Here is a 22,185-nt window from a genome sequence, read left to right as displayed (position 1 = left end):
CTTGCCCGTGACGTGCCAAGGTTGGCCGCAGCCGGCTTGCCGCCGCGCTACGCTTTCCCCGCCTTCCCCTATACGGTTAGAATCGGGCTTTGTTTTTCAATCATTCAGATTCCGCCACATGCTCACTTTCCAGGAAATCATCCTCACCCTGCAGCACTACTGGAACCGTCAGGGCTGCGCTTTGTTGCAGCCTTACGATACCGAAGTGGGCGCAGGCACCTCGCACACTGCCACTTTCCTGCGCGCCCTGGGCCCGGAACCGTGGCACGCTGCCTACGTGCAGCCTAGCCGCCGCCCCAAAGACGGCCGCTACGGCGAAAACCCGAACCGCCTGTTCCAGCATCACCAGTTCCAGGTGGTGTTGAAACCTTCGCCGCCGGATATCCAGGACCTGTATCTGGGTTCGCTGCGCGAGCTGGGCATCGACCCGGCCATTCACGACATCCGCTTTGTGGAAGACGACTGGGAAAACCCCACCCTGGGCGCCTGGGGTCTGGGCTGGGAAGTCTGGCTGAACGGCATGGAAGTGACCCAGTTCACTTACTTCCAGCAAGTAGGCGGCCTGGATTGCAAGCCGGTACTGGGTGAAATCACCTACGGCCTGGAACGCCTGGCCATGTACCTGCAAGACATCGAAAACGTGTACGAGCTGGTATGGACGCGCCTGCCGGACGGCACCGTGGTGACTTACGGCGACGTGTTCTTCCAGAACGAGTTCGAGCAATCGAAATACGCCTTTGAAGAAAGCAATGTCGAGCTGCTGTTCAAACAGTTTGCCGACTACGAAAGCGAAGCCAAACGCCTGCTGGAAGCCGGCCTGCCGCTGCCGGGCTACGAAACCATCCTGAAAGCCGGCCACACCTTCAACCTGCTGGATGCCCGTGGTGCCATTTCGGTCACCGAGCGTGCCGCCTACATCGGCCGCATCCGCAACCTGTCCCGCGGTGTGGCCCAGGCTTATTACGACGCGCGTGAAGCCTTGGGCTTCCCGATGTGCAGAAAAGACTAAGCCATGAAGACAGCGGTAGCCTTTTTCACCCTGATTGCGGTGCTGGCCGGCCTGACCTGGTATCTGGCCAGCCAGCAGGAAGCCCCGCAGCAGGAAGGCAACTTCCAGGTGTACCAAAGTGGTGACGCGCTGGAGCTGGCCATCGATCTGGACAGCATTGCCAATGTGAACGAAGGCCTTGTCCGCTTCATCAACCAGGAGCGTTACGCCGAGAAAAAGCAGGAAGACAGCCTGGGTATCAGCTACCAGGTACGCCGCCTCGAAGGCCGTGCCGATTGCCAGAACATGCAGTACGCCTTTGTGAACACCAGCTACTGGACCAAGCGCAACAAGCATGTCTACACCCAGATGTTCCAGCTGCAGCGCTTTAACTGGACCTTCGTGCCGGTGGAGCAGGGCTCCATCGCCGAAACCATGCTGAAGATTGTCTGCCGCCTGGCACCTAACGCCCCCAGCGAAAAGATTGAATGACCATGACCCAACAAGCCACCTTGCTGATTGAGCTGCTCACCGAAGAGCTGCCGCCAAAAGCACTGGAAAAGCTGGCCAACAGCTTTGCCGACACCATTACCGACGAGCTGAAAAAGCTACAGTTTGCCGCCGCTGACGCGGTGGCCAACGTGTACGCCAGCCCGCGCCGCCTGGCGGTGCAGATCCCGGCCGTGGCGGCCATCCAGCCCGACCAGCACACCGTGCGCCGTGGCCCGGCCGTGTCTGCCGGCATGAAAGACGGCCAGCCGTCGCCCGCGCTGGCCGGTTTTGCCCGCTCCTGCGGTGTAGACGTGGCCGCGCTGACCACCGTGCACGACGGCAAGCAGGACGTGTACGCCTACGAATCCACCAAGGCCGGCGAGGCGCTGTCCGCCGTGCTGTCCGGCATTGTGGCCTCCGCACTGAAAAAACTGCCTGCGCCCAAGCTGATGCGCTGGGCCGACCTGGACCTGCAATTCGTGCGCCCGGTACACGGCCTGATGATGCTGCACGGCGAGCAAGTCATCGCCGGCGAGGTACTGGGCCTGCAAAGCCGCAACCTCACCCGTGGCCACCGCTTCCTGTCGGCTGGTGACGTGACCGTGGCCAACGCCGATGCCTACGCCCGCACCCTGGCCGAAGAAGGCAAAGTCATTGCCAGCTTTACCGCCCGCCGCGAGCTGATCCGCCACAAGCTGGCCGAAGCCGCTGCCCGCCTGAACGCCACCATCGCAGCCCCGGATGCGCTGTTTGACGAAGTCACCGGTCTGGTGGAATGGCCGGTGGTGCTGGAAGCCGGCTTCGAAGCCGAGTTCCTGAACGTGCCACAGGAATGCCTGATTCTGACCATGCAGCAGAACCAGAAGTACTTCCCGCTGCTGGATGGCGAAGGCAAACTGATGAACCGCTTCCTGCTGGTGTCCAACCTGCAGACAGACGACCCGCGCTACATCATTGGCGGCAACGAGCGCGTACTGCGCGCCCGCCTGTCCGACGCCAAGTTCTTCTACGAGCAAGACCAGAAGCAGCGCCTGGACAGCCGCCTGCCGCGCCTGGCCAATGTGGTGTACCACAACAAGATCGGCAGCCAGCTGCAGCGGGTAGAACGCCTGCAGACCATTGCCGCCGCCATTGCCACCCAGCTGGGTGCCGACGCCACCTTGGCCGCACGCGCGGCTTATCTGGCCAAGGCCGACCTGGTGTCCGACATGGTGGGCGAGTTCCCCGAGCTGCAAGGCATCATGGGCCGCTACTACGCGCGCCTGGATGGTGAAGACGCCGCCGTGGCTGACGCCATCGAAGGCCACTACCACCCGCGTTTTGCCGGCGACAGCCTGCCGCAAGGCCCGATCGCCACCGCCGTGGCACTGGCCGACAAGCTGGAAACCATTGTGGGTATCTGGGGTATCGGCCTGATCCCTACCGGCGACAAAGACCCGTTCGCGCTGCGTCGTGCCGCGCTGGGCGTGCTGCGCATGGTGCTGGCCGCCCCGCTGGACCTGAAAGCGCTGATTAGCGACGCTGCCGCTGCTTTCCCGGCCGGCCTGTTGTCGGCCAACGTGGTGGACGAGGTGTACGCCTTCACGCTGGAACGACTGAAGAACTACCTGGCCAACGACTACAAAGCTGACGAGATCGACGCCGTACTGGCGCTGGCCCCTACCCAGCTGAACGAAGTGGGCGCCGTACTGGCCGCCGTGGCGCAGTTCAAGGCGCTGCCGGAAGCCGCTACTCTGGCTGCGGCCAACAAGCGCGTGAAGAACATCCTGAAAAAAGCCGAAGGCGACATCGCCACGGTGAACCCGGCGCTGTTTGCCGAGGATGCCGAGCGTGCGCTGTTTGACGCCATCCAGGCGCTGGCCCCGGCCGTGGAAGCGAAGTTTGCCGCCCACGATTTTGCCGGTGCGCTGACCCAGCTGGCGTCGCTGCGGGCGCCGGTGGATGCCTTCTTCGACGGCGTGATGGTGATGGCAGACGACCTGGCCGTGCGTGGCAACCGTATTGCCCTGCTGGCCAGCCTGGCCGCGCTGTTCAACCGCGTAGCGGATATCTCGCTGCTGGCGGAGTAAGTTCGTTTTCGCCACGGACACACACGGAAGGCACAGAAGACGGCACGTTGCCGGGTGGTAGCTTCCGTGTTTTCTGTGTGCTTTCGTGGCGAAAAAGGCATTTTAATTTTCGTGGCCTAAAAGGACACCATGAAACTTGTCATCCTCGACCGCGACGGCGTGATCAACCAGGATCGCGACGACTTCGTCAAGAACACCATGGAATGGCAGCCGCTGCCACGCAGCCTGGAAGCCATTGCCAACCTGACCCAGGCCGGCTGGCGCGTGGTGGTGGCCACCAACCAGAGCGGTATCGGCCGTGGCCTGTTCGACATGCACGCGCTGAACGCCATGCACGAAAAAATGCACCGTCTGGTGAACCAGGCTGGCGGCCGTATCGATGCGGTGATCTTCTGCCCGCATACCGCCGACGACCAGTGTGACTGCCGCAAACCCAAGCCCGGCATGGTGCACGAGGTGATGGAACGCTTTAATGTGCGCGGCGACGGCTTGCCCATGGTAGGCGACAGCCTGCGCGATTTGCAGGCCGTGGCCGACGTTGGCGGCCTGCCGCTACTGGTGCGTACCGGCAAGGGCCTGCGCACGCTGGAAAAAGGCGGGCTGCCTGCCGGCACGCAGGTATTCGACGACCTGTTCGACGCGGCAGACTACCTGATCAACCTGGACAACTAAGTGTCATGCTGCTGATTCGTAACCTGATCTACTGGCTGCTGGTGGCCATCCTCACCCCGCTGTTCTGTGCGGTGCTGTTTTTGTGTGCGCCGCTGCCACGCCGCCGCCGCCACCTGGTGGGTGAAAGCTGGGCGCGCGTGCTCACCTGGCTGTTGTGGCATGTGGTTGGCCTGCGCTACCGCGTTATCGGCCAGGAAAACATTATCGATCAGCCGGCCATCATTTGCGCCAAGCACCAGTCCGGCTGGGAAACCCTGTCGCTGCAGGAAATCTTCCCGTCACAGGTGTTTGTCGCCAAGCGCGAGCTGCTGATGATTCCGTTTTTTGGCTGGGGCCTGGCGCTGACCAACCCCATTACCATCAATCGTTCCGACCGCGCCAATGCCAACCGTCGCCTGCTGGAGCAAGGCCTGAACCGCAAACAGCACGGTTTCTGGATCAGCGTCTTCCCGGAAGGCACGCGCATTCGCCCGGGCCTGGCTGGCAAGTACAAACTGGGTGCTGCGCGCATGGCGGTGCAATTTGATATGCCCATGGTGCCGGTAGCGCACAACGCCGGCGAGTTCTGGCCGCGCAACGCTTTTCTGAAACACCCGGGGGAAATTACGGTGGTGATCGGCCCGGCGCTGTTCCCGGCCCACTACGCCGGCCCCGAAGCCATGATGAAGGCCGCCGAAACCTGGATCGAAGCGCGCCAGCGCGAGATTGGCGGCGTTGGCCCGTTTGCCCACCCTGATGAACGCAAAGCACGCGCCGCTCAGCCTCACCCTGCCTGACGGCCCGCTGGCGGTGCGGCTCACGCGCCGCGCGCGGCAGAGCGTGGGCATACGCATACGCGATGGCGAGGTAGAGCTGATCGCCCCGCCTGCGGTATCTCTGGCCGCGCTGCAGGATATTCTGGCCAGCAAACGCGACTGGATCATGGCGCATCTGGCGCGCCACCAGGCCGAAGAACACCGGCGCGAAGCCAGCCGCGGCACGGTGATGCTGGCCGGGCATACGCTACAGCTGGTGGTGGAAGAGGGCACGCGGCACCGCGCCCGCATCGATGGCGAAGTGCTGCACCTGGCGGGCCCCGGCCTGCAGCAGCCTGCCAGGTTGGCCGCAGCGGTGGTGGCCTGGCTGCAAAAACAGGCTCGCGAGGGATTTTGCAGCAGGTTGGCCGCATGGGAAGCGCACGCGGCACGGCCGCTGTCCGGCTGGGCGCTATCGTCGGCGCGCACGCGCTGGGGCAGCTGTACTAGCCAGGGCATTATCCGGCTGAACTGGCGCCTGGTGCAGGCGCCGCCTGCGGTGCTGGATTACGTGATTGCCCACGAGCTGGCGCACCTGCGCCACATGAACCATTCACCCGCATTCTGGGCCGAAGTCGGGCGCCTGTACCCCGGCTGGCAGCCTGCACGCCAGTGGCTGAAAACCCATGGTGACAGCCTGTTTCGCTACGGCTGAACAGCCTGTTCTGCCCGGCTGGCTTTAACTTGGCCACCGCGCCCCCATCTGCCCGTTCTTGCCGCCATGCGGCCAACCTTTGACACCTTTGTACGCTGGCCGTATGCCAGCTGTGCACAGACTTATTTGCCGGAGAACCCCATGCGCCTGCTGCATACCATGATCCGTGTCGGCCAGCTCGACCGTTCCATTGCCTTTTATACCGAAGTGCTGGGCATGACCCTGCTGCGCCGCCACGACTACCCGGAAGGCCGCTTTACCCTGGCTTTTGTCGGCTACGGCGACGAAGACAGCAACAGCGTGATCGAGCTGACCCACAACTGGGATACCGACAGCTACGAGCTGGGCAACGCCTTTGGCCACCTGGCAGTAGAAGTGGCGGACGCCTACGCCGCCTGTGACGCCGTACGCGCCAAGGGCGGCAAGGTGGTACGCGAAGCCGGCCCGATGAAGCACGGCACCACCGTGATTGCTTTTGTGGAAGACCCGGATGGCTACAAGATCGAGTTCATCCAGAAAGGGACGCGCTAAGCGCTACCCGCCCGCGGCGGCGAGCTTGCCGCTGTCATCTACAGCCCTTCTGCTATGCTGAAGGGCTTTTTTGCGTCTGCGGCTAGCTGCCGGGGTGACGATTTTTGCTTTTGTGGCAAACCGATTCCGGAATTAATCGTTTAAACTGCGGTCACAAAACATTCTGTTACAAAAAAGAGCGGTTGTGACGCCGCCAGCACAAGGAGCCCTGATGACCCGTTTTACCTCTGCATTGTTGCTTGGCCTGCTACCTGGCCTGGCCCAGGCCGCCAGCCTCGATGGCGCCACGCTATCGCTGGCCTGGGGCCTACCCTTCGCCGGTATCCTGCTGTCCATTGCGCTGTTTCCCATTTTTGCCCCCGGTTTCTGGCACCACCATTTCGGCAAGATCACCGCCGCCTGGACACTGCTGTTCCTGCTGCCCTTCACCCTGAGCTTTGGTGCCGGTACCAGTGCGGCGCTGGTGGTACATGCCCTGCTGGCCGAGTTCATTCCTTTCGTGGTGCTGCTGTTTGCGCTGTACACGGTGTCCGGCGGCATTCTGGTGTGGGGCAATCTGCACGGCTCGCCGGCGCTGAATACCGGCCTGTTGGCGCTGGGCACGGTGCTGGCGTCGCTGATGGGCACTACCGGTGCTGCCATGCTGCTGATCCGCCCGCTGATCAAGGCCAACGACAACCGCCAGCATAATGTGCACGTGGTGGTGTTCTTTATCTTCCTGGTGGCCAATATTGGTGGCGGGCTGACCCCGCTGGGCGACCCGCCGCTGTTTCTGGGCTTCCTGAAAGGCGTGGATTTCTTCTGGACGGTGTCGGCCATGGCGCTGCCGGTCTTGCTGTCGGTGGTGGTGCTACTGGCAGTGTTCTACGCCGTGGATAGTTACTATTTCCGCAAGGAAGGCGTGCAGCCGAAGGACAAGACCCCCGATGCGCCCATCAAGCTGTACGGCCTGCGCAATATCCCGCTGCTGCTGGCCATTATCGCTGCGGTGTTGCTATCGGGCTTCTGGAAGCCGGGCATCAGCTTCGATGTGATGGGCACCCCGGTGGCGCTGCAGAACCTGGTGCGCGATGGCCTGCTGCTGTTGATTGCCGCCATCTCGCTGAAAATTACCCCGCATCAGGTCCGCGCCGGTAACGAGTTCAACTGGGACCCGATTCTGGAAGTGGCCAAGCTGTTTGCCGGTATCTTCATCACCATCGGCCCGGTGATCGCTGTGCTGCAGGCCGGCCAGGCTGGCGCGCTGGCACCGCTGGTAGGCGTGGTCACTGGCCCGGATGGTGCCCCGCTGAATGCCATGTATTTCTGGATGACCGGTATCCTGTCCAGCTTCCTGGACAATGCACCGACCTACCTGGTGTTCTTCAACCTGGCTTCCGGCGACGCCGCTACGCTGATGGGCCCGCTGTCGCAAACCCTGCTGGCCATCTCGATGGGCGCAGTCTTCATGGGTGCCAACACCTATATCGGTAATGCGCCGAACTTCATGGTGAAAGCCATCGCCGAGCAGCGTGGCATCAAGATGCCTAGCTTCTTTGGCTACATGGTGTGGTCCATGGTGTTCCTGCTGCCGCTGTTCGTCCTGCAAACCTGGCTGTTCTTCTGATACACCGCGTAAAAGCCGCCGTGGCCACCAAGCCACGGCGGCTTTGCGGTATGCTTCTGCCTTTCCCGATTTCTGTCTGCAGCACATCATGCATATCCATATTCTCGGTATTTGCGGCACCTTCATGGGCGGTATCGCCGCCATCGCCAAAGCCGCCGGCCACAAGGTGACCGGCTGCGATGCCAACGTCTACCCGCCGATGAGCACCCAGCTGGAAGCCATGGGCATCGAGCTGATGCAAGGCTTTGGTGCCGAGCAGGCCGATATCGGCGCCGATGTGTTTGTGGTGGGTAATGTGGTGACACGCGGCAAGCCGCTGATGGAAGCCATCCTCGACCGTGGCCTGCCGTATATTTCCGGCCCGCAGTGGCTGGCCGAAAACGTGTTGCACGACAAATGGGTGCTGGCGGTGGCCGGTACCCACGGCAAGACCACCACCAGCTCCATGCTGGCGTGGATCCTGCAGGACGCCGGCCTGGCGCCGGGCTTCCTGATTGGCGGCATACCGGAAAACTTTGGCATCTCTGCCCGCCTGCCGGGTACCCCGGCGCAAGACGGGGCCAGCCAGAGCCCGTTCTTTGTGATCGAGGCCGACGAGTACGACACCGCCTTCTTCGACAAGCGCAGCAAGTTCGTACACTACCGCCCGCGCACCGCTGTGCTGAATAACTTGGAATACGACCACGCCGATATCTTTGCCGACCTGGCGGCGATCGAAACCCAGTTCCACCACCTGGTGCGTACCGTGCCCGGCCAGGGCCTGGTGGTGGCCAACGGCCGCGAAGCCAGCCTGCAGCGCGTGCTGGACCGTGGCTGCTGGACGCCGGTAGAAACCTTCGGTACCGACAGCGGCTGGCAAGCCGGTGCGGCCGACGCTGACGGCAGCTTCGATGTGCTGCTCGATGGCCAGCGGCAAGGCCGCGTGGTGTGGGGTGTGCCGGGCGAACACAACCGCCTCAACGCCGTAGCCGCCATTGCCGCCGCCCGCCATGTGGGTGTTACGCCTGCGGTGGCCATCGACGCGCTGTCGCGCTTCCAGAGCGTGAAGCGCCGCATGGAAGTAAAAGGCACCGTGCGCGATATCACCGTGTACGACGACTTTGCCCACCACCCCACTGCCATTACCACCACGGTAGCCGGCCTGCGCCACAAGGTTGGCCGCAGCACGCGTATTCTGGCCGTGCTGGAGCCGCGCTCCAACACCATGAAGCTGGGCACCATGAAGGCCGCACTGCCGGGCTCCCTGCAGGATGCCGACGTGGTGTTCTGCTACGGTGCGGCCAACCTAGGCTGGCGCGTGGACGAGGCGCTGGCGCCGCTGGGCGACAAGGCGCGCTGCTTTGACGATATCGACGCGCTGGTGGCGGCTATTGTGGCCGAAGCCCGCCCAGGCGACCAGGTACTGGTGATGAGCAATGGCGGCTTTGGCGGCATCCACGGCAAGCTGCTGGCCGCGCTGGCTTAGGTCAGGCTCAGCGCCAAAACAAAAAGCCACCGCAAGGTGGCTTTTTTCATGCGGCCAACTTCAGTGCGCGTCGGGGCCCTGCAAAGCGCTTTCCACGCGGTTGCGGCCGTTGTGCTTGGCCTGGTACATGGCGTGATCGGCGATTTTCAGCAGCTCGGAAAGCTGGTTGCTGTGGCGTTTGCGTTCGGCCACGCCTGCCGAAAAGGTGATGTGCAGCGTGTAGCTGTCGATCTGTATCGCTTGTGCGGCCAGGCCCTGGCGGATGTTGTCTATCAGCGCATGCGCTTCGTTCAGGCCGTAGCCTGGCAGGGTAATGGCAAATTCTTCGCCACCCATACGGCCAAACAGCGCTTCGGCTGGCAGGGCGGCGGTGATGAACTGCGTCATGCGCTGCAAGGCGATGTCACCGCTGGCGTGGCCGTACTGGTCGTTGATGGATTTGAAATGGTCGATATCCAGCACCGCCACGCTATAGGGCTGGTTGTCCAGCCGCGCCAGTTCCAGCGCTTTGCCCGCACCGGACAGTAAATGACGGCGGTTGGCGATACCGGTCAGGTCGTCGCAGGTGGCGCGCTGGTACAGCTCGTGCTGGGTGGACTGCAGCTGAGACAGGGCGCGCTCGGTAGCCTGCTTTTCTTCTTCCAGCCGTTGGGCGTGCAGCAGGCGCTCGGTAATGTCCACAAAGCTCAGGACATAGGCGTTGCGCTCGCGAAACAGCAGCGCACGCATGGATAGCACACTCCATAGCCGCTCGCCGTGGCGGGTGTTCAGCTCCACTTCGCGCTCGTTCAGCTGTTGCTGCTCTTGCAGCAGGGCCAGCAGCTGGGTGTATTGCAAGGGCGAGGTAAACAGGCTTTCCAGCGTGCGGCGGTACAGTGCCTGGCGGGTGTAGCCCAGCAGCCGGCTGGCCGCTTCATTGGCGGTAATCACGATCTTGTGCTCGGCATCAATCAGCAGTACGCCGACCTGCACGGTGTCGATCAGCGTTTGCTGGTCGCGCTGTTCTTCGATGAGCTTGCGCAGGCGGTCGCGCAGGCTGTTGTTGGTGAGGGTCAGCAGGTGGGTGGCCTGGTTCACTTCTTCGCTGCGCTGCAGGATGAAGGTCAGCCTGCGGCCAACCCGTAGCAGAATCACCACCAGTGCCCCGCTCATCAGGGTAGCGGCACCGATAAGGTAGAGCGCAAACAGCACAAAGGGCTCGGCGTAGCGCACCGGGGGCAGGTGCACACTGAGCTGCAGGGGAACGGTGGCCAGCTCGGCCTGGGCCTGGCTGGTGTGCAGCAGCTTGCTTTCCAGATACCTTTCCAGCTTTTGCGGGCTGTTGCCGTGGTTGAGCAGCGCATTATTACTGCTGTCGGTCAGGACGATATGCGGGTCGTCGGCCAGCAGGTCGCTGTCCAGCAGCTCGCTAAAACGGACATGGCCGGTCAGCGCGGCGTGGCAGCCGCCCTGGTCACATTGCGGTACCACAATCTGCAAGCGCTCGGGGTCACGCGGGGTACTGGCATCGATGATCAGCAGCTTGCCGTCTACCAGCGGCTGCTGCAGCAGCTGGCGCACATTGTCCTGCGCAGTGTTGTCCAGTGCTTGCGGTTCGCCGTGCAGCTGGTTTTGCGCGGTGTCATCTACCAGCCACAGGCGGCCACTTTCCAGCGGGTACAAGCCATTGGCCTGGCGTGCCAGCCCGTCGCCCGGCTCGCGGTAAAGCAACATGTCTTCGCGCAGCGCCTGCAGGCGGGTGTCGATACCCCGTACCGCCTGGTTTAGCCAGCTGTGTTGCTCGGTATGGATGCGCTGACGGGCAAAGGTGGCCCGCTCGCCGAGTGTTTCCACGACCACCGACCACAGCAGCAATAAAAACAGCGCCGACAGTACCGGCAGCAGCCGGCTCATGCGCAGGGCACTTTGCTCGGCTTGTTGGAGGGTGGATGGCGTCATGCCCGGCGCCCTATGGCCTGGCGGTGGCGGCGGAACACCCAGCGCTCCCAGTCGGCCTGGGCGTCGCCCAGCTTGTCTGCCCAGCTGGCCTGGATGGCGTAGCCTTGGCCCGCCGCCTGGCATAGGTCAATGCATAGCGGCAGCTGCAGGGTCAGCGCCGAAGGCGTACGCGGCTGCAGCAAGACAATGCCGCTACTGCCGACGGCCAGCGGTGCGGGGTGCAGCCAGCACAGGCTTTCCAGCCCGATGCGGCAGGGGGTGAGTGCGCCGGCCTGCGGGTAGCGCTGCTGCAGCGCCAGCTCCAGCGCCAGGTCCAGCTTGGCTTCCAGGCGCTGCAGGGTGCCGGCTTGTTCGGTGCTGTCTGCCGGGCTGGCCAGAATGGACAAGGCCAGCCGTGTGCCCAGCAAGGCTTGGGCAATGGCTTGGGCATCGGCCTGTGGCTGGTAGGCCAGCGGCAGCTCGGCATCAAAGCTGACAGTGTCCAGCGGTAGCAGCAGGGGGGCAGACATGGCTTACAGGAACAGCTTGCGGATGCCGTCCAGCCCGCTCACGCTCAGGCTGTATTGCGCCTGGGCTTTCACCACCGGTTTGGCGTGGGTGGCCACGCCTACGCCAGCTTCGGCCAGCATCAGGAGGTCGTTGGCACCATCGCCCATGGCGATCACCTGTTCCGGCGCCAGGCCCAGCTCGCTGCGTTTTTCTATCAGCAGGCGGCGCTTGGCTTCCGCATCGACAATATCGCCCACCACGCGGCCGGTGAGCTTGCCATCGATGATTTCCAGCTGGTTGGCGTAGGTGTAGTCCAGGCCCAGCTCGGCCTTGAGGCGCTCGGTAAAGTAGGTAAAGCCACCGGACACCAGCATGAACTTGATGCCGTGTTCGCGGCAGGCCGCCAGCAGCTCGCGGGCACCGGCCATCAATTGCAGGCGTTCTTCGTACACACGGGCCAGCGCGCTTTCCGGCAGCCCCGCCAGCAGCGCCACGCGCTCGCGCAGCGACTGCGCAAAATCCAGCTCGCCGCGCATGGAGCGGGCGGTAATGGCGGCCACCTGCGGCTTCAGGCCCTGCATGTCGGCGATCTCGTCGATGCACTCGATGGTGATCAGCGTGGAGTCCATGTCGGACACGACCAGGCCGAAATCGGCAAAGCGGCGCTGGCTGTCCACGTAGTTGGCGTCCACGCCCAGGCCACTGGCGCGGGCCAACACCAGCTCGCGGCGCTCGGGGTTGGCCGCAGCCAGGCGGGCGACACCGTCAACAGGTGCCACCGGCTCGGTGCCGGCCAGAATGGCCAGCTCGGTGATGCGGGCAGTGTCCAGATGGGGGGCTTGCAAAACCAGGGTAGGGCGAACGCTCATGGTGTGGGTAGCAGGGTAATGAAAGACTGCCTGCGATTATGCCACGCCCTCAGCCAAACCGGCGTTTGATCAGCCCGTCCATCGCCAGCTTGCCGGGGCCGGTGGCCAGCAGTAGCAGCAACATCAGCCCCCATTGCAGGTGGAACTCCAGTGCGCTGCCTTCCAGCGCGTGCCAGTAGCTCACCACCGCCATGATGTTCAGCACAAACAAGCCCAGCGCGGCAAAGCGCCCGGCCAGGCCCAGTAGCAGTAGGGGCGGCAGCAGCAGCTCACCGGCCGTGCCCAATACGGCGGCCACGGCGGGCGACAGCAGCGGCACCCGGTATTCCTCGGCAAACAGGAACAGCGTGGTGTCCCAGTCTTCGATTTTGGTCAAACCTGCCAGAAAGAACACCCGTGCCAGGTACAGGCGTAGCGCCAGCAGGCTCAGTGGCAATAACCAGGTGTCCAGCCAGTGGGTGACAGGCTGGCTGCGGCGCAGCAGGGTGGTGATAGCGTTCATGATGGTTCCTTGATGGCAGACAGGACGCCGTGCTGCAGTACCAGCAGCAGCGCGGCTTGCAGGTCAAACTCCGGCGATGCGGCCAACCCTGCGGCGCTGGCTGCGTCCAGTGTGGCGCCGCCCAGCAGCGCCAGGCAGAAGGCAGGCTGGCCGGGCGCCAGCTTCTGCAGCTGCATGATGCCGTCGCCGTTGCGCCATAGCAGCAGCGGCTGTGCCTGGTGCAGGTTGACGGCGCAGCCGGCCGTGGCGGGCTGGTGGTGGGCGTGAATGCTGGCCAGCGGCCATGCGCTGTCCAGTACGTGGCAGGCCGGGTGGCAGCGAAAGCGCAGCTCACCCCACTGCTGCTGCGAGATGGCCGCCAGGGTGTCGATGGCCAGCGGCGTGGCATCGGCAGCGTAGTAGCCACGGTGCAGTGCCCACTCCAGCTGTGCCACGTCGGGCAGGTAGCCGATGTGCGCGGTGTGTTCGAAGGCGGCGACAAAGCCGGCAAAACCCTCACCGTAGCGGTGCAGGTTGCCGCTGGCCGACGGTGTGGCCTTCACGTATTCGCGGCTGAGCGCCTCGAAGAAGTCGTCTCCCAGCAGCTGGCGGCAGATCGGGTACACCAGCGCCAGCATCTCCATCAGCCCCACGCGGTAGTTGTTGCGGTACACCGCCAGCGCACCGGCGGCAAAGCGCGGGTCCGGCTGCCACTGCGGCGTGGTGATGGCGTCCAGCAGGGCGTGTTGCCAGGCGGTTTCGTTCATGGCGCAGCCTCCGTGTGCTGATCGAGGATGGCCTGCGCGGTGGCCGCTTCGGCCAGCAGCGTGTCCAGCGGCGGGATATCAATATCCCATTCGATCAAGGTTGGCCGCACGCCAAAGCGCGCGATGATCTGACGGTACAGCTGCCACACCGCCGGGTAGACCGGGCGGCTGTGGGTATCCACCAGCAGTCGGCTGCCGTCGTCAAAGCTGCGCTCGGTGTAGCCGGCCAGGTGGATTTCGCCAATGGCATCCGGCGGCAGCGCGGCCAGAAAGGCGTCCACGTCGGTGCCCAGGTTTTGCTGGTTCACGTACAGGTTGTTCACGTCCAGCAGAATGCCGCAGCCGGTGCGTTCTACCAGCCCGGCCAAGAATTCGCCCTCGTGCATGTCGTTGCCGGGGTAGGCCAGGTAGCTGGACAGGTTTTCTATCAGCAGCGGGCGGCCCAGCGCGTCTTGTGCCTCGGCCACGTTGGCCGCTACCACCTCCAGCATGGCGCGGGTGTAGGGGATGGGCAGCAGGTCGTTGGCAAAGCGCTGGCTGGCGTCGTGGTTGAACGACAGGTGCTCGGATACCGCCACCGCCGGTACGGCATCCAGCAAGCGCCGTAGCGCGGCCAGGTGGGTGGCGTCTGGGCGGGCGGCCGCGCCCAGGCCCAGGCCCACGCCGTGCAGCGACAGCGGGTAGCGTGCGGCCAACTGTTGCAGCATGGCCAGCGGCTGGCCGCCGTCGAAGAAGTTTTCGCTGTGCAGCTCTATCCAGCCAAGCGGTGGCTGCTGGGCCAGTACCTGGCGGTAGTGCGGGTGGCGCAGGCCGATACCGGCGCAGGCGGGAAGGGTGGCAGTCATGGCAGGGTACCCGGGCAGAAACAGAAACGGGGCCGCAGCCCCGTCATGCAGCAAGCCGCAGCAGGCTTACTTCTTCATCGGTTCCAGCGTGCCGTTCATCTTGGTGCAGCTGCCTTTGGCCACGTATTTCCACTCGGTACCGTCTTTGTCCATCTTGGACTGGCCGGCGCAGCTGTGGCCATTGGCGGCACAGTCGTTTTTGCCAGCCATGGCGATGCCGTAGCATTTTTCCTTGTCGGCAGCGGCGGCCGGGGCGCTCACGGCGGCCATGGCGATGGCAGCGGACAGTGCAGAAACCAGCAGGGTTTTGGACGTAGCGGACATGGTGATTCTCCTGTGTAGAAAGTGGGTTTGGAACGCGTGTTGTATCGCGTTACCAGCTTTAGTCGGCCCACATTGCAGTTCATTACACACTGCCGCAAAAAAATTTTCGAGTGCCTTTTTGTGTGGCTTGTGTAACGGCAGGGATGGGCAAAACAAAACCCTGTCTGTGTAGCTGGCAGGGTTGGTGTCAGGCAGGGTTGGCCGCTATGGCCAGACACGGGCTTAACGGATGTTGACGACCTTGTGCGTTTGCACCGACAGCCGCCAAGCCGGGTGGGCCATGCACCAGGCAATGGCTTCCTGCGTGTTCTGGCGCTGCAGCGGGCTGTCCATCGGCTGCAGGTACAGGTGGTCGAACTGCAGGTCGGCGGGTAGTTCGCCTGGTAGCAGGGTGGGCTGCGGGTAGACCAGCTTCAGCTCGTGGCCGCTGCGCTGTACCCAGTCGGCGCCGGCTTTGGGGCTCACGCAGATCCAGTCTATGCCGCGCGGGGCGGGCAGGCTGCCGTTGGTTTCCACCGCGACCTCGAAGCCCAGCGCGTGCAGCGCGTCGATCAGCGGCTCGTCCAGCTGCAGCAGCGGCTCGCCGCCGGTAAACACCACATAAGGTTGGCCGCCGGTGGCGCCAGTGGGCCAAGTGGCGGCAATGCGCGCGGCCAGCTCGGCGGCGGTGGCAAACTTGCCGCCGTCGGGGCCGGTGCCGACAAAATCGGTATCGCAGAACTGGCAGATGGCCTTGCTGCGGTCTTCTTCGCGCCCGCTCCACAGGTTACAGCCGCTAAAGCGGCAGAATACCGCTGCGCGGCCTGCCTGGCGGCCTTCGCCCTGCAGGGTGTAGAAGATCTCTTTTACGGTGTAGTTCGCCATATTTACCCCCTTACAGCAACGGCCACTGCATGTCGCCACGGAAGGTCAGCGAGACGCCTTGTTCCGGGGTTTCCATCAGGTCAATGCGCGATAGCTCTGGTACCAGCGGCTTGAGCTCGCCGTGCACCCATTCGGCCACGCTGCCGGCGTCGGCTGCGTGGATGCCGCTGAGTTTGTCCAGCGGGTTGTGGTCCAGCTGGCGGTAGATGGGCTTGAAGCGGTCTTTGACGTCGCCAAAGTCCAGTACCCAGCCCATCACGCGGTCTACGCTGCCTTGCAGCATCAAGCGGATCAGGTAGCTGTGGCCGGTGTAGTTGCCGGCGGCGTCAAACGGCACGGCGCTTTCAAAGTGCTGTTCTTTCCAGATGCGGTAGGTGTGGCCATCAAACTGGCTGCCGGCGGTGTGCGTTTCGCGTACTTCCACCCAGGCCAGGCCGGCCAAGCGCGGCTGCAGCTGCTGGTATAACCAGGCGGCCATGACCTCGCTGGTGGGGTTGTCCAGGCCGGGGATGTCGTTGAGGTAGCGGTGGTTCAACTGCGCAAACAGCGGTGGCCAGGCTTGCAGCAGGATGTCGTTCAGCGAGGCATGGCGCGCATCCGCGACGATGCGCACGCCAAAGCCGTGGCCGTGCAGGCGGCCGCATTTGTGGCCGGGTGGCACGTGTGGCAGCTGGTGCGCGGCTTCAAAGCGGGTATCGAAGTACACGTACTCGCGGCCATCTTCGCCCAGCAGCACGCCACGATCCGGCGCGCTGGCCAGGTGCAGGCTGCCAGGTTGGCCGCAGGCGGCCAGCAGGTGGCGGGCCAGCGACAGGTCGCTAGCATCGGCCAGGTGCTGGCTGATATTGCCGTAGTGAAACGGCGCTACCGCTTGTTGCAGTGTGTTTTGCAACGCCGGCAGGGTATCCGGCAGCGCGGCGGTGCGAAGCTGCACGCGAAAGCTGTGGCCGTGTTCGCCCACGCCCGGCAGGCTGCGCGCGGCTTCAAAACCGGCGCCTAGCAGATGGTGGCGGGCGTTCATGCGGCACCTCCGGTACGTACCACCAGCGGGTCGGCCACGCCGGCCTCGGCAAAGCCTTTGGCGCGCAGCTCGCACGAGGCGCAGCGGCCGCAGGGCGGCACTTCGCCGTTGTAGCAGGTGTGGCTCCAGGCCATGGCGTCCATGGCACCCACGTCCTGTGCCAGGCGCACGGTGTCGGCCTTGCTCATGAACATCAGCGGTGTGTGCAGGGTCACGCGGCTATCCATGCCCAAGCGCAGCGCCAGCTCCAGTGCCTTCAGGGTGTTTTCGCGGCAGTCCGGGTAGCCGGAGTAGTCGGTTTGCGCCACACCGGTCACCACGTGCTCGATGCCGCGGGTGTAGGCCAGCGCGGCAGCAAAGCTGAGGAACACCAGGTTGCGGCCGGGCACGAAGGTATTAGGCAGCGCGGTGTCGGCGTCGTCACGGGCGCCTTCTTCCGGCGCAATGCTGTCGTCGGTCAGTGCGTTACCGCCGATGGCGGCAAAGGTGTCGATAGGCAGTACGGTCTGGCGCACGCCGGCCAGCTGGGCAATCTTGCGCGCGCAGTCCAGCTCCACGCGGTGGCGCTGGCCGTAGTCGAAGGTCACGGCTTCTACGTTGGCCGCACCGAATTCGCGCAGGGCCCAGTACAGGCAGGTGGTGGAGTCCTGGCCGCCAGAAAGAACGACAAGGGCTTTAGGTGTCTTGGTCATGGTTCCGTCGAAAAACAGTCGAGGTTATTCAGCATAGACGCACACGGGATCGGTCTCACCCGGCGCGAAAAACCGGCCATTATACCCTAGCTGGTGTCGGGCGTGGCGTTGTCAGCCCGGCAGGCGGCGCAGGCAGCGCAGTGCCCCCGGTACCAGCTCGAAGCGCACCGGGGCGTGGCCGGCCAGCTCGCCGTCCAGCTCCAGCGGGCAGCGTGCCGGCTCGCCCGCTACCTGCAGCACGCGACCGCGCAGGTAGCGCACACGCGGGTCGGCCAGCCGCTGTGCCTGGCGCAGCTGCGGTAGCAGGCGGATAAAGTCCAGGCTGCCGGCATTATCGATCAGCACCACTTCCATCAGGCCGTCGTCCAGCTGTGCCTCGGGGGCAATGCCCAGCCCGCTGCCAAAAAAGCGCCCGTTGGCCGCCGACACGCAGGTAAAGCGCCCCTCGATAAGCTCGCCATCCAGCGTCAGCCGCATGGGTTGCGGCTGCCAGCGCAACAGCGCGGTAGTGACGGCGCTGTAAAACGCCAGGCTGGCCGGCAGCCGTGCCGGCATGGCTTTAACGCGGCGCACGATGTCGCTGGTAATGCCGATGCTGCCGATATTGTTGCACCAGCGCACGCTGCCATTCGCCAGTGTCACGCGGATCAGGTCCAGCGCGTGTACCTGGTCGGCTGCCATCAGCCCGATCAGGCCGGCCAGGCTGTCGCCGCTGCCCAGGCTGCGCACAAAGTCGTTGCCGGTGCCGGTGGGCAGCACTGCCAGGGCGACATCGCGGCGGGCGGCTTCCGGCACGCTCATCAGGCCGTTCACCACCTCGTGCACGGTGCCGTCGCCACCCACGGCCACCACCCAGCGCGCACCGGATAGCGCCGCTTCGCGCGCGTAGCGGGTGGCGCTGTCGGCGCTGCTGGTCATCAGTACATCTACGTCGAAATCGGCACGCAGCGGCGCCAGCAGGTGCTCGGGCAGGCCTTGCGGGCGGTGCCGGCCATGCAGGATGAAGACGATGCGGGAGGGGGTAGCCATGATGAGTGCGCCGCGAAGTGGACGGGTCATTATGCGCAAAAGCCCTGCGGCTGCCCACGGTGCGATAGGGCAGGGTATGCCACGGGGCGCGCGCGTGCGCCACGACTGCGGCCAACCTTGTATCGAAGGCGAGGTCTAGCTTATGCCCTTTCAGGGCATGGCGGCAGGGGATACGCCGCGATAGCCGCTCAGCCAGGCCTCCACCGCCGCGTCAGCCCCCTCAGGCAGGTGCAGGCGCAGCTTGCTGCGGCGCCACAGGATGTCGTCGGCGCAGGTGGCCCATTCTTTTTCTACCAGGTAGCGCAGCTCGGCTTCATACAGGCCGGGCTGAATCTCCTGCCCCAAACCTGCTAGCGTGGTGGCGTTGCCCAGCACGGCGTCTACGCGGCTGCCGTAGGCGCGGGCCAGGCGTAGCGCCAGCGCGGCGGGTAGCCATGGCTTGTCGGCTTGCAGTGTTGCCACGAAGGCGTCGAAGTCGCCGCCGGGCAGCTGGCCGCCTGGCAGGTGCGCGCCAGCCGTCCACGTTGGCCGCGTGTTGCCCAGCAGTGGCGCCAGCTGGTCTACCACTTGTTCGGCCAGTTTGCGGTAGGTGGTGATTTTGCCGCCGAATACCGACAGCAGCGGTGCGCCATCGGTGTCCAGCGCTAGCGCGTAGTCGCGGGTGACACCGCTGGCGTTGGCCGCGTCGTCATCCAGCAGCGGGCGCACGCCAGAGTAGGTGGCTACCACGTCGGCCGGGCTGATCTGCTGGGTGAAGTAGCGGTTGCTCATCTGGCGCAGGTAGGCCACTTCGTCGCTATCGATGGCTACCTGTGCGGCGTCGCCGTGGTATTCCACGTCGGTGGTGCCAATCAGGGTGAAGTCCTGCTCGTAGGGGATGGCAAAAATGATGCGCTGGTCCGGGTTCTGGAAAAGGTAGGCATAAGGGTGATCGAACAGGCGCTTCACGATGATGTGGCTGCCTTTCACCAGGCGGATGGCGTGGCGGGCCGGGGCCTGGATCACGCCGCCCAGCAGCTGCTGTACCCACGGGCCGGCGGCGTTGACTACCGCACGGGCGCTGACGGTGGTTTGCTGGCCGCCTGCGCCCTGCAGGGTGGCTTGCCAGCCGTTACCTTGGCGGCGGGCGGCGATGCAGGCGGTGCGGGTGAGGATGGTGGCACCGCGCTCGGCGGCGTCGATGGCGTTCAGTACTACCAGGCGGGCGTCGTTGACCCAGCCGTCGGAATAGACAAAGCCCTGCGGGTAGCGGGCTTGCAGCGGGCGGCCTGCCGGGTGGCGGTCAAGGCGGATGCGCTGGCTGCCTGCCAGGCGGCGGCGTCGTGCCAGGTGGTCGTACAGGAACAGGCCGCAGCGGATCAGCCATGCCGGGCGCTGCCCGGCGTCGTGCGGCATTACGAAGCGCAGCGGCCACATGATGTGCGGGGCCGCGTCCAGCAGTACTTCGCGCTCCTGTAGCGCCTTGCGTACCAGGCCGAACGCGTAATACTCCAGATAGCGCAGGCCGCCGTGGATCAGCTTGGTGCTGGCCGACGAGGTATGCGCGGCCAGGTCGTCCTTTTCGCACAGCAGTACGCGCAGGCCGCGCCCTGCTGCATCGCGGGCAATGCCCGCACCGTTGATACCGCCACCGATGACCAGCAAATCGTACTGTTCCACTGTCTGTCCTTTGCGCTGCGTTGGCTACCCCCAAGGCTGGCATGCCGAAGATAGGCGGGGCAGGTCTTGCGGTAGCACCCGGAACACACATGGCGTGTCTGTGCCAGGTGTGACGTTTTGTTGTGCTGGGTCATGGGTGGCCAGCACGTTTACCCGGCATGCCCTCTAGGGCGGCGCCGTTTGCACCGCAGGCATTTAGCCCTGGTCGTCGGCCCAGGCAATGGCGGCGCGGGTAGCGCGGTGCCAGCCGGCCACGTAGCGGGCTACCGTGTCGGCGCTTTGTTGCGGGGTAAAGCGTGTATCCAGCTGCCATTGACCCTGGATATCGTCGGTGCTTTGCCAGTAGCGCACGGCCAGGCCAGCCAGGTAGGCCGCGCCCAGTGCCGTGGTCTCGGTGATTTTGGGCCGCGCGACGGCCGTGCCCAGAATATCGCTCTGGAACTGCATCAGCATGTTGTTAACGCTGGCGCCGCCATCCACGCGCAGCTCGGCGATGGTGGTGCCCGCGTCGGCCTGCATCGCCCCGAGTACGTCCATGGTCTGGAAGGCAATGCTGTCCAGCGCGGCACGGGCGATGTGCGCGGCGCTGGTGCCTTGCGTCATGCCGGATAGCGTGCCGCGTGCCTGGGCATGCCAGTGCGGTGCGCCCAGGCCGGCAAAGGCCGGTACCAGATACACGCCGTCGCTATCTGCTACCGTGGCTGCCAGCGGGCCCACATCGCTGGATTGCTTGATGATTCCCAGGCCGTCACGCAGCCATTTCACCACCGAGCCACCCATAAAGATGCTGCCTTCCAGCGCATACTGCACCTGCTCGCCTACCTGCCAGGCGATGGTGGTCAGCAGCTTGTTATGCGACGGTACCGGCTTGTTGCCGGTGTTCATCATCATGAAGCAGCCGGTGCCGTAGGTGTTTTTCACCATGCCAGGCAGGGTGCATTGCTGGCCGAACAGCGCCGCTTGCTGGTCGCCGGCCACACCGGCGATGGGGATGGCCACGCCCAGATGCGCGGCGTGGGTATGGCCGTACACCTCGCTGGAGCTTTTTACCTGTGGCAGCAGGCTGGCCGGTATGCCCAGCATGGCCAGCAGCTCGTCGTCCCACTGTAGGGTGTGGATGTTGTACAGCATGGTGCGCGAGGCGTTGGACACGTCGGTGACGTGCACCGCACCGTGGGTCAGCTGCCAGATCAACCAGCTATCGATGGTACCGAACGCCAGTTTGCCGGCCAGGGCGCGTTCGCGCGCACCCGGTACGTTGTCCAGAATCCAGCGGATTTTGGTGGCCGAAAAATAGGCGTCTACCAGCAGACCGGTTTTGTTGCGGATGGTGTCGGCCAGGCCGCGGGCGCGTATCTCGTCGCAGACGCCGGCGGTGCGGCGGTCTTGCCATACGATGGCGTTGTACACCGGCTGGCCGGTGTCGCGGTCCCACACCACGGTGGTTTCGCGCTGGTTGGTAATGCCCAGCGCAGCGATCTGGCTGCCCGTTACCCCTGCGCGGGCCAGTGCTTCGGCCGCTACGCCTACCTGGCCGGCCCAGATTTCCATCGGGTCGTGCTCTACCCAGCCCGGCTGCGGGTAGTGCTGGCGGAACGTCTTCTGCGCGCTGGCCACCATGTCGCCGCTACGGTTGAACAAGATGGCACGCGAGCTGGTGGTGCCTTGGTCCAGCGCCAGGATGAACAGGTCTTGCATGGGCACTCCGAGGGTCGATGGCCAGTGCGGTACGCAGGCCCGGTGGGGGAAGCAGGCTATTTCGCTTTGGCCGATTCTAGGTGGCAGGCAACAGCTGTCAAGCGCATGGCACATTATGCTCAAAGGGTGGGGCTTGGCGCTGCTTATCGCAGCACCGCTGGCAAGGCCCGCTTCATTACGTTACTCGATAAGCTTAGCTAATAAGTGTTTGTGCTATTTATCAGCAGTGCGCCATAC

At 64.4% G+C, this 22,185-nt stretch carries 22 protein-coding genes; 9 read left to right on the top strand and 13 right to left on the bottom strand.

Annotation, left to right across the window (positions count from 1 at the left end; translation table 11 throughout):
• The first annotated feature begins 118 nt into the window (after positions 1 to 118).
• The 9 genes from glyQ to mpl all read left to right on the top strand — a co-directional run bounded on the left by glyQ (position 119) and on the right by mpl (position 9,272).
• On the top strand, positions 119 to 1,009 hold the full coding sequence (gene glyQ, locus ACZ9XP_RS14005; protein ID WP_147689114.1) for a glycine--tRNA ligase subunit alpha: 891 nt from the start codon (positions 119 to 121) through the stop codon (positions 1,007 to 1,009).
• A gap of 3 nt (positions 1,010 to 1,012) precedes the next feature.
• Positions 1,013 to 1,480, top strand: a complete 468-nt coding sequence (locus ACZ9XP_RS14000) for a surface-adhesin E family protein (protein ID WP_147689115.1) — start codon at positions 1,013 to 1,015, stop codon at positions 1,478 to 1,480.
• A 2-nt stretch (positions 1,481 to 1,482) separates the two neighbouring features.
• Positions 1,483 to 3,549: a glycine--tRNA ligase subunit beta gene (glyS, locus tag ACZ9XP_RS13995; protein WP_465188645.1), complete on the top strand. Its 2,067-nt coding sequence runs from the start codon at positions 1,483 to 1,485 to the stop codon at positions 3,547 to 3,549.
• A 129-nt stretch (positions 3,550 to 3,678) separates the two neighbouring features.
• Positions 3,679 to 4,221 carry a D-glycero-beta-D-manno-heptose 1,7-bisphosphate 7-phosphatase gene (gmhB, locus tag ACZ9XP_RS13990; protein ID WP_465188623.1) on the top strand — a complete coding sequence of 181 codons (543 nt, stop codon included), beginning with the start codon at positions 3,679 to 3,681 and terminating at the stop codon, positions 4,219 to 4,221.
• A 5-nt stretch (positions 4,222 to 4,226) separates the two neighbouring features.
• Positions 4,227 to 4,997 (top strand): lysophospholipid acyltransferase family protein, encoded by a 771-nt coding sequence (locus ACZ9XP_RS13985; protein WP_147689117.1) that lies wholly within the window; start codon positions 4,227 to 4,229, stop codon positions 4,995 to 4,997.
• The gene (locus ACZ9XP_RS13980; RefSeq protein ID WP_147689118.1) at positions 4,957 to 5,670 is read left to right on the top strand and encodes a YgjP family zinc-dependent metalloprotease; all 714 of its coding nucleotides are present in this window, start codon (positions 4,957 to 4,959) and stop codon (positions 5,668 to 5,670) included. Before ACZ9XP_RS13985 ends, ACZ9XP_RS13980 begins: the two co-directional genes overlap by 41 nt.
• Before the next feature lie 141 nt (positions 5,671 to 5,811).
• A complete protein-coding gene (gloA, locus tag ACZ9XP_RS13975; protein WP_147689119.1) occupies positions 5,812 to 6,201 on the top strand; it encodes a lactoylglutathione lyase in 390 nt (129 codons plus the stop codon).
• Between the two features lie 211 nt (positions 6,202 to 6,412).
• Positions 6,413 to 7,807 carry a sodium:proton antiporter gene (locus tag ACZ9XP_RS13970; RefSeq protein WP_147689120.1) on the top strand — a complete coding sequence of 465 codons (1,395 nt, stop codon included), beginning with the start codon at positions 6,413 to 6,415 and terminating at the stop codon, positions 7,805 to 7,807.
• A gap of 85 nt (positions 7,808 to 7,892) precedes the next feature.
• Positions 7,893 to 9,272 (top strand): UDP-N-acetylmuramate:L-alanyl-gamma-D-glutamyl-meso-diaminopimelate ligase, encoded by a 1,380-nt coding sequence (mpl, locus tag ACZ9XP_RS13965; RefSeq protein WP_465188644.1) that lies wholly within the window; start codon positions 7,893 to 7,895, stop codon positions 9,270 to 9,272.
• Between the two features lie 60 nt (positions 9,273 to 9,332).
• Here the strand turns inward: mpl and ACZ9XP_RS13960 are convergent, their stop codons facing one another.
• From ACZ9XP_RS13960 to glpK, 13 genes are all read right to left on the bottom strand, one after another.
• Positions 9,333 to 11,210 carry a sensor domain-containing diguanylate cyclase gene (locus ACZ9XP_RS13960; protein ID WP_465188622.1) on the bottom strand — a complete coding sequence of 626 codons (1,878 nt, stop codon included), beginning with the start codon at positions 11,208 to 11,210 and terminating at the stop codon, positions 9,333 to 9,335.
• The gene (locus ACZ9XP_RS13955) at positions 11,207 to 11,719 is read right to left on the bottom strand and encodes a hypothetical protein (protein WP_465188621.1); all 513 of its coding nucleotides are present in this window, start codon (positions 11,717 to 11,719) and stop codon (positions 11,207 to 11,209) included. Before ACZ9XP_RS13955 ends, ACZ9XP_RS13960 begins: the two co-directional genes overlap by 4 nt.
• A 3-nt stretch (positions 11,720 to 11,722) precedes the next feature.
• Complete coding sequence (gene serB / locus ACZ9XP_RS13950) at positions 11,723 to 12,568, bottom strand: phosphoserine phosphatase SerB (protein WP_438697317.1); 846 nt, start codon at positions 12,566 to 12,568, stop codon at positions 11,723 to 11,725.
• A gap of 49 nt (positions 12,569 to 12,617) precedes the next feature.
• Positions 12,618 to 13,070 carry a DoxX family protein gene (locus ACZ9XP_RS13945; protein WP_465188620.1) on the bottom strand — a complete coding sequence of 151 codons (453 nt, stop codon included), beginning with the start codon at positions 13,068 to 13,070 and terminating at the stop codon, positions 12,618 to 12,620.
• Positions 13,067 to 13,816, bottom strand: coding sequence for an HvfC/BufC N-terminal domain-containing protein (locus tag ACZ9XP_RS13940; protein ID WP_465188619.1), 750 nt, complete (start codon positions 13,814 to 13,816; stop codon positions 13,067 to 13,069). Before ACZ9XP_RS13940 ends, ACZ9XP_RS13945 begins: the two co-directional genes overlap by 4 nt.
• Positions 13,813 to 14,661, bottom strand: a complete 849-nt coding sequence (bufB, locus tag ACZ9XP_RS13935; protein WP_147689126.1) for an MNIO family bufferin maturase — start codon at positions 14,659 to 14,661, stop codon at positions 13,813 to 13,815. Before bufB ends, ACZ9XP_RS13940 begins: the two co-directional genes overlap by 4 nt.
• Positions 14,662 to 14,727: 66 nt before the next feature.
• Positions 14,728 to 14,985, bottom strand: a complete 258-nt coding sequence (locus ACZ9XP_RS13930) for a BufA1 family periplasmic bufferin-type metallophore (RefSeq protein WP_017507204.1) — start codon at positions 14,983 to 14,985, stop codon at positions 14,728 to 14,730.
• A 222-nt stretch (positions 14,986 to 15,207) separates the two neighbouring features.
• Positions 15,208 to 15,849, bottom strand: a complete 642-nt coding sequence (gene queE / locus ACZ9XP_RS13925; RefSeq protein ID WP_017507205.1) for a 7-carboxy-7-deazaguanine synthase — start codon at positions 15,847 to 15,849, stop codon at positions 15,208 to 15,210.
• A gap of 10 nt (positions 15,850 to 15,859) precedes the next feature.
• Positions 15,860 to 16,870 carry a 6-carboxytetrahydropterin synthase gene (locus ACZ9XP_RS13920; RefSeq protein WP_147689128.1) on the bottom strand — a complete coding sequence of 337 codons (1,011 nt, stop codon included), beginning with the start codon at positions 16,868 to 16,870 and terminating at the stop codon, positions 15,860 to 15,862.
• Positions 16,867 to 17,562, bottom strand: coding sequence for a 7-cyano-7-deazaguanine synthase QueC (gene queC / locus ACZ9XP_RS13915; protein WP_147689129.1), 696 nt, complete (start codon positions 17,560 to 17,562; stop codon positions 16,867 to 16,869). Before queC ends, ACZ9XP_RS13920 begins: the two co-directional genes overlap by 4 nt.
• A gap of 111 nt (positions 17,563 to 17,673) precedes the next feature.
• Positions 17,674 to 18,591, bottom strand: coding sequence for a diacylglycerol/lipid kinase family protein (locus tag ACZ9XP_RS13910; protein WP_170253780.1), 918 nt, complete (start codon positions 18,589 to 18,591; stop codon positions 17,674 to 17,676).
• A gap of 150 nt (positions 18,592 to 18,741) precedes the next feature.
• Positions 18,742 to 20,250 carry a glycerol-3-phosphate dehydrogenase gene (gene glpD / locus ACZ9XP_RS13905; protein ID WP_147689131.1) on the bottom strand — a complete coding sequence of 503 codons (1,509 nt, stop codon included), beginning with the start codon at positions 20,248 to 20,250 and terminating at the stop codon, positions 18,742 to 18,744.
• Positions 20,251 to 20,445: 195 nt separating this feature from the next.
• On the bottom strand, positions 20,446 to 21,948 hold the full coding sequence (glpK, locus tag ACZ9XP_RS13900; RefSeq protein WP_147689132.1) for a glycerol kinase GlpK: 1,503 nt from the start codon (positions 21,946 to 21,948) through the stop codon (positions 20,446 to 20,448).
• Between the last annotated feature and the right edge of the window lie 237 nt (positions 21,949 to 22,185).

The organism is Vogesella perlucida, assembly GCF_979366545.1.
The sequence above is the reverse complement of the archived record's forward strand: the minus strand, read 5'-3'. Positions and strand labels throughout refer to the sequence as shown.

What these genes read in the sequence shown, in the direction of transcription:
- queE (WP_017507205.1), bottom strand. Translation starts at nt 15,849, where the DNA reads ATGGCGAACTACACCGTAAAAGAGATCTTCTACACCCTGCAGGGCGAA.
- serB (WP_438697317.1), bottom strand. Translation starts at nt 12,568, where the DNA reads ATGAGCGTTCGCCCTACCCTGGTTTTGCAAGCCCCCCATCTGGACACT.
- ACZ9XP_RS13985 (WP_147689117.1), top strand. Translation starts at nt 4,227, where the DNA reads ATGCTGCTGATTCGTAACCTGATCTACTGGCTGCTGGTGGCCATCCTC.
- gmhB (WP_465188623.1), top strand. Translation starts at nt 3,679, where the DNA reads ATGAAACTTGTCATCCTCGACCGCGACGGCGTGATCAACCAGGATCGC.
- glyS (WP_465188645.1), top strand. Translation starts at nt 1,483, where the DNA reads ATGACCCAACAAGCCACCTTGCTGATTGAGCTGCTCACCGAAGAGCTG.
- ACZ9XP_RS13940 (WP_465188619.1), bottom strand. Translation starts at nt 13,816, where the DNA reads ATGAACGAAACCGCCTGGCAACACGCCCTGCTGGACGCCATCACCACG.
- ACZ9XP_RS13945 (WP_465188620.1), bottom strand. Translation starts at nt 13,070, where the DNA reads ATGAACGCTATCACCACCCTGCTGCGCCGCAGCCAGCCTGTCACCCAC.
- ACZ9XP_RS13910 (WP_170253780.1), bottom strand. Translation starts at nt 18,591, where the DNA reads ATGGCTACCCCCTCCCGCATCGTCTTCATCCTGCATGGCCGGCACCGC.
- ACZ9XP_RS14000 (WP_147689115.1), top strand. Translation starts at nt 1,013, where the DNA reads ATGAAGACAGCGGTAGCCTTTTTCACCCTGATTGCGGTGCTGGCCGGC.
- glpK (WP_147689132.1), bottom strand. Translation starts at nt 21,948, where the DNA reads ATGCAAGACCTGTTCATCCTGGCGCTGGACCAAGGCACCACCAGCTCG.
- bufB (WP_147689126.1), bottom strand. Translation starts at nt 14,661, where the DNA reads ATGACTGCCACCCTTCCCGCCTGCGCCGGTATCGGCCTGCGCCACCCG.
- glyQ (WP_147689114.1), top strand. Translation starts at nt 119, where the DNA reads ATGCTCACTTTCCAGGAAATCATCCTCACCCTGCAGCACTACTGGAAC.
- ACZ9XP_RS13930 (WP_017507204.1), bottom strand. Translation starts at nt 14,985, where the DNA reads ATGTCCGCTACGTCCAAAACCCTGCTGGTTTCTGCACTGTCCGCTGCC.
- gloA (WP_147689119.1), top strand. Translation starts at nt 5,812, where the DNA reads ATGCGCCTGCTGCATACCATGATCCGTGTCGGCCAGCTCGACCGTTCC.
- queC (WP_147689129.1), bottom strand. Translation starts at nt 17,562, where the DNA reads ATGACCAAGACACCTAAAGCCCTTGTCGTTCTTTCTGGCGGCCAGGAC.
- ACZ9XP_RS13960 (WP_465188622.1), bottom strand. Translation starts at nt 11,210, where the DNA reads ATGACGCCATCCACCCTCCAACAAGCCGAGCAAAGTGCCCTGCGCATG.
- ACZ9XP_RS13970 (WP_147689120.1), top strand. Translation starts at nt 6,413, where the DNA reads ATGACCCGTTTTACCTCTGCATTGTTGCTTGGCCTGCTACCTGGCCTG.
- ACZ9XP_RS13980 (WP_147689118.1), top strand. Translation starts at nt 4,957, where the DNA reads ATGAACGCAAAGCACGCGCCGCTCAGCCTCACCCTGCCTGACGGCCCG.
- ACZ9XP_RS13920 (WP_147689128.1), bottom strand. Translation starts at nt 16,870, where the DNA reads ATGAACGCCCGCCACCATCTGCTAGGCGCCGGTTTTGAAGCCGCGCGC.
- ACZ9XP_RS13955 (WP_465188621.1), bottom strand. Translation starts at nt 11,719, where the DNA reads ATGTCTGCCCCCCTGCTGCTACCGCTGGACACTGTCAGCTTTGATGCC.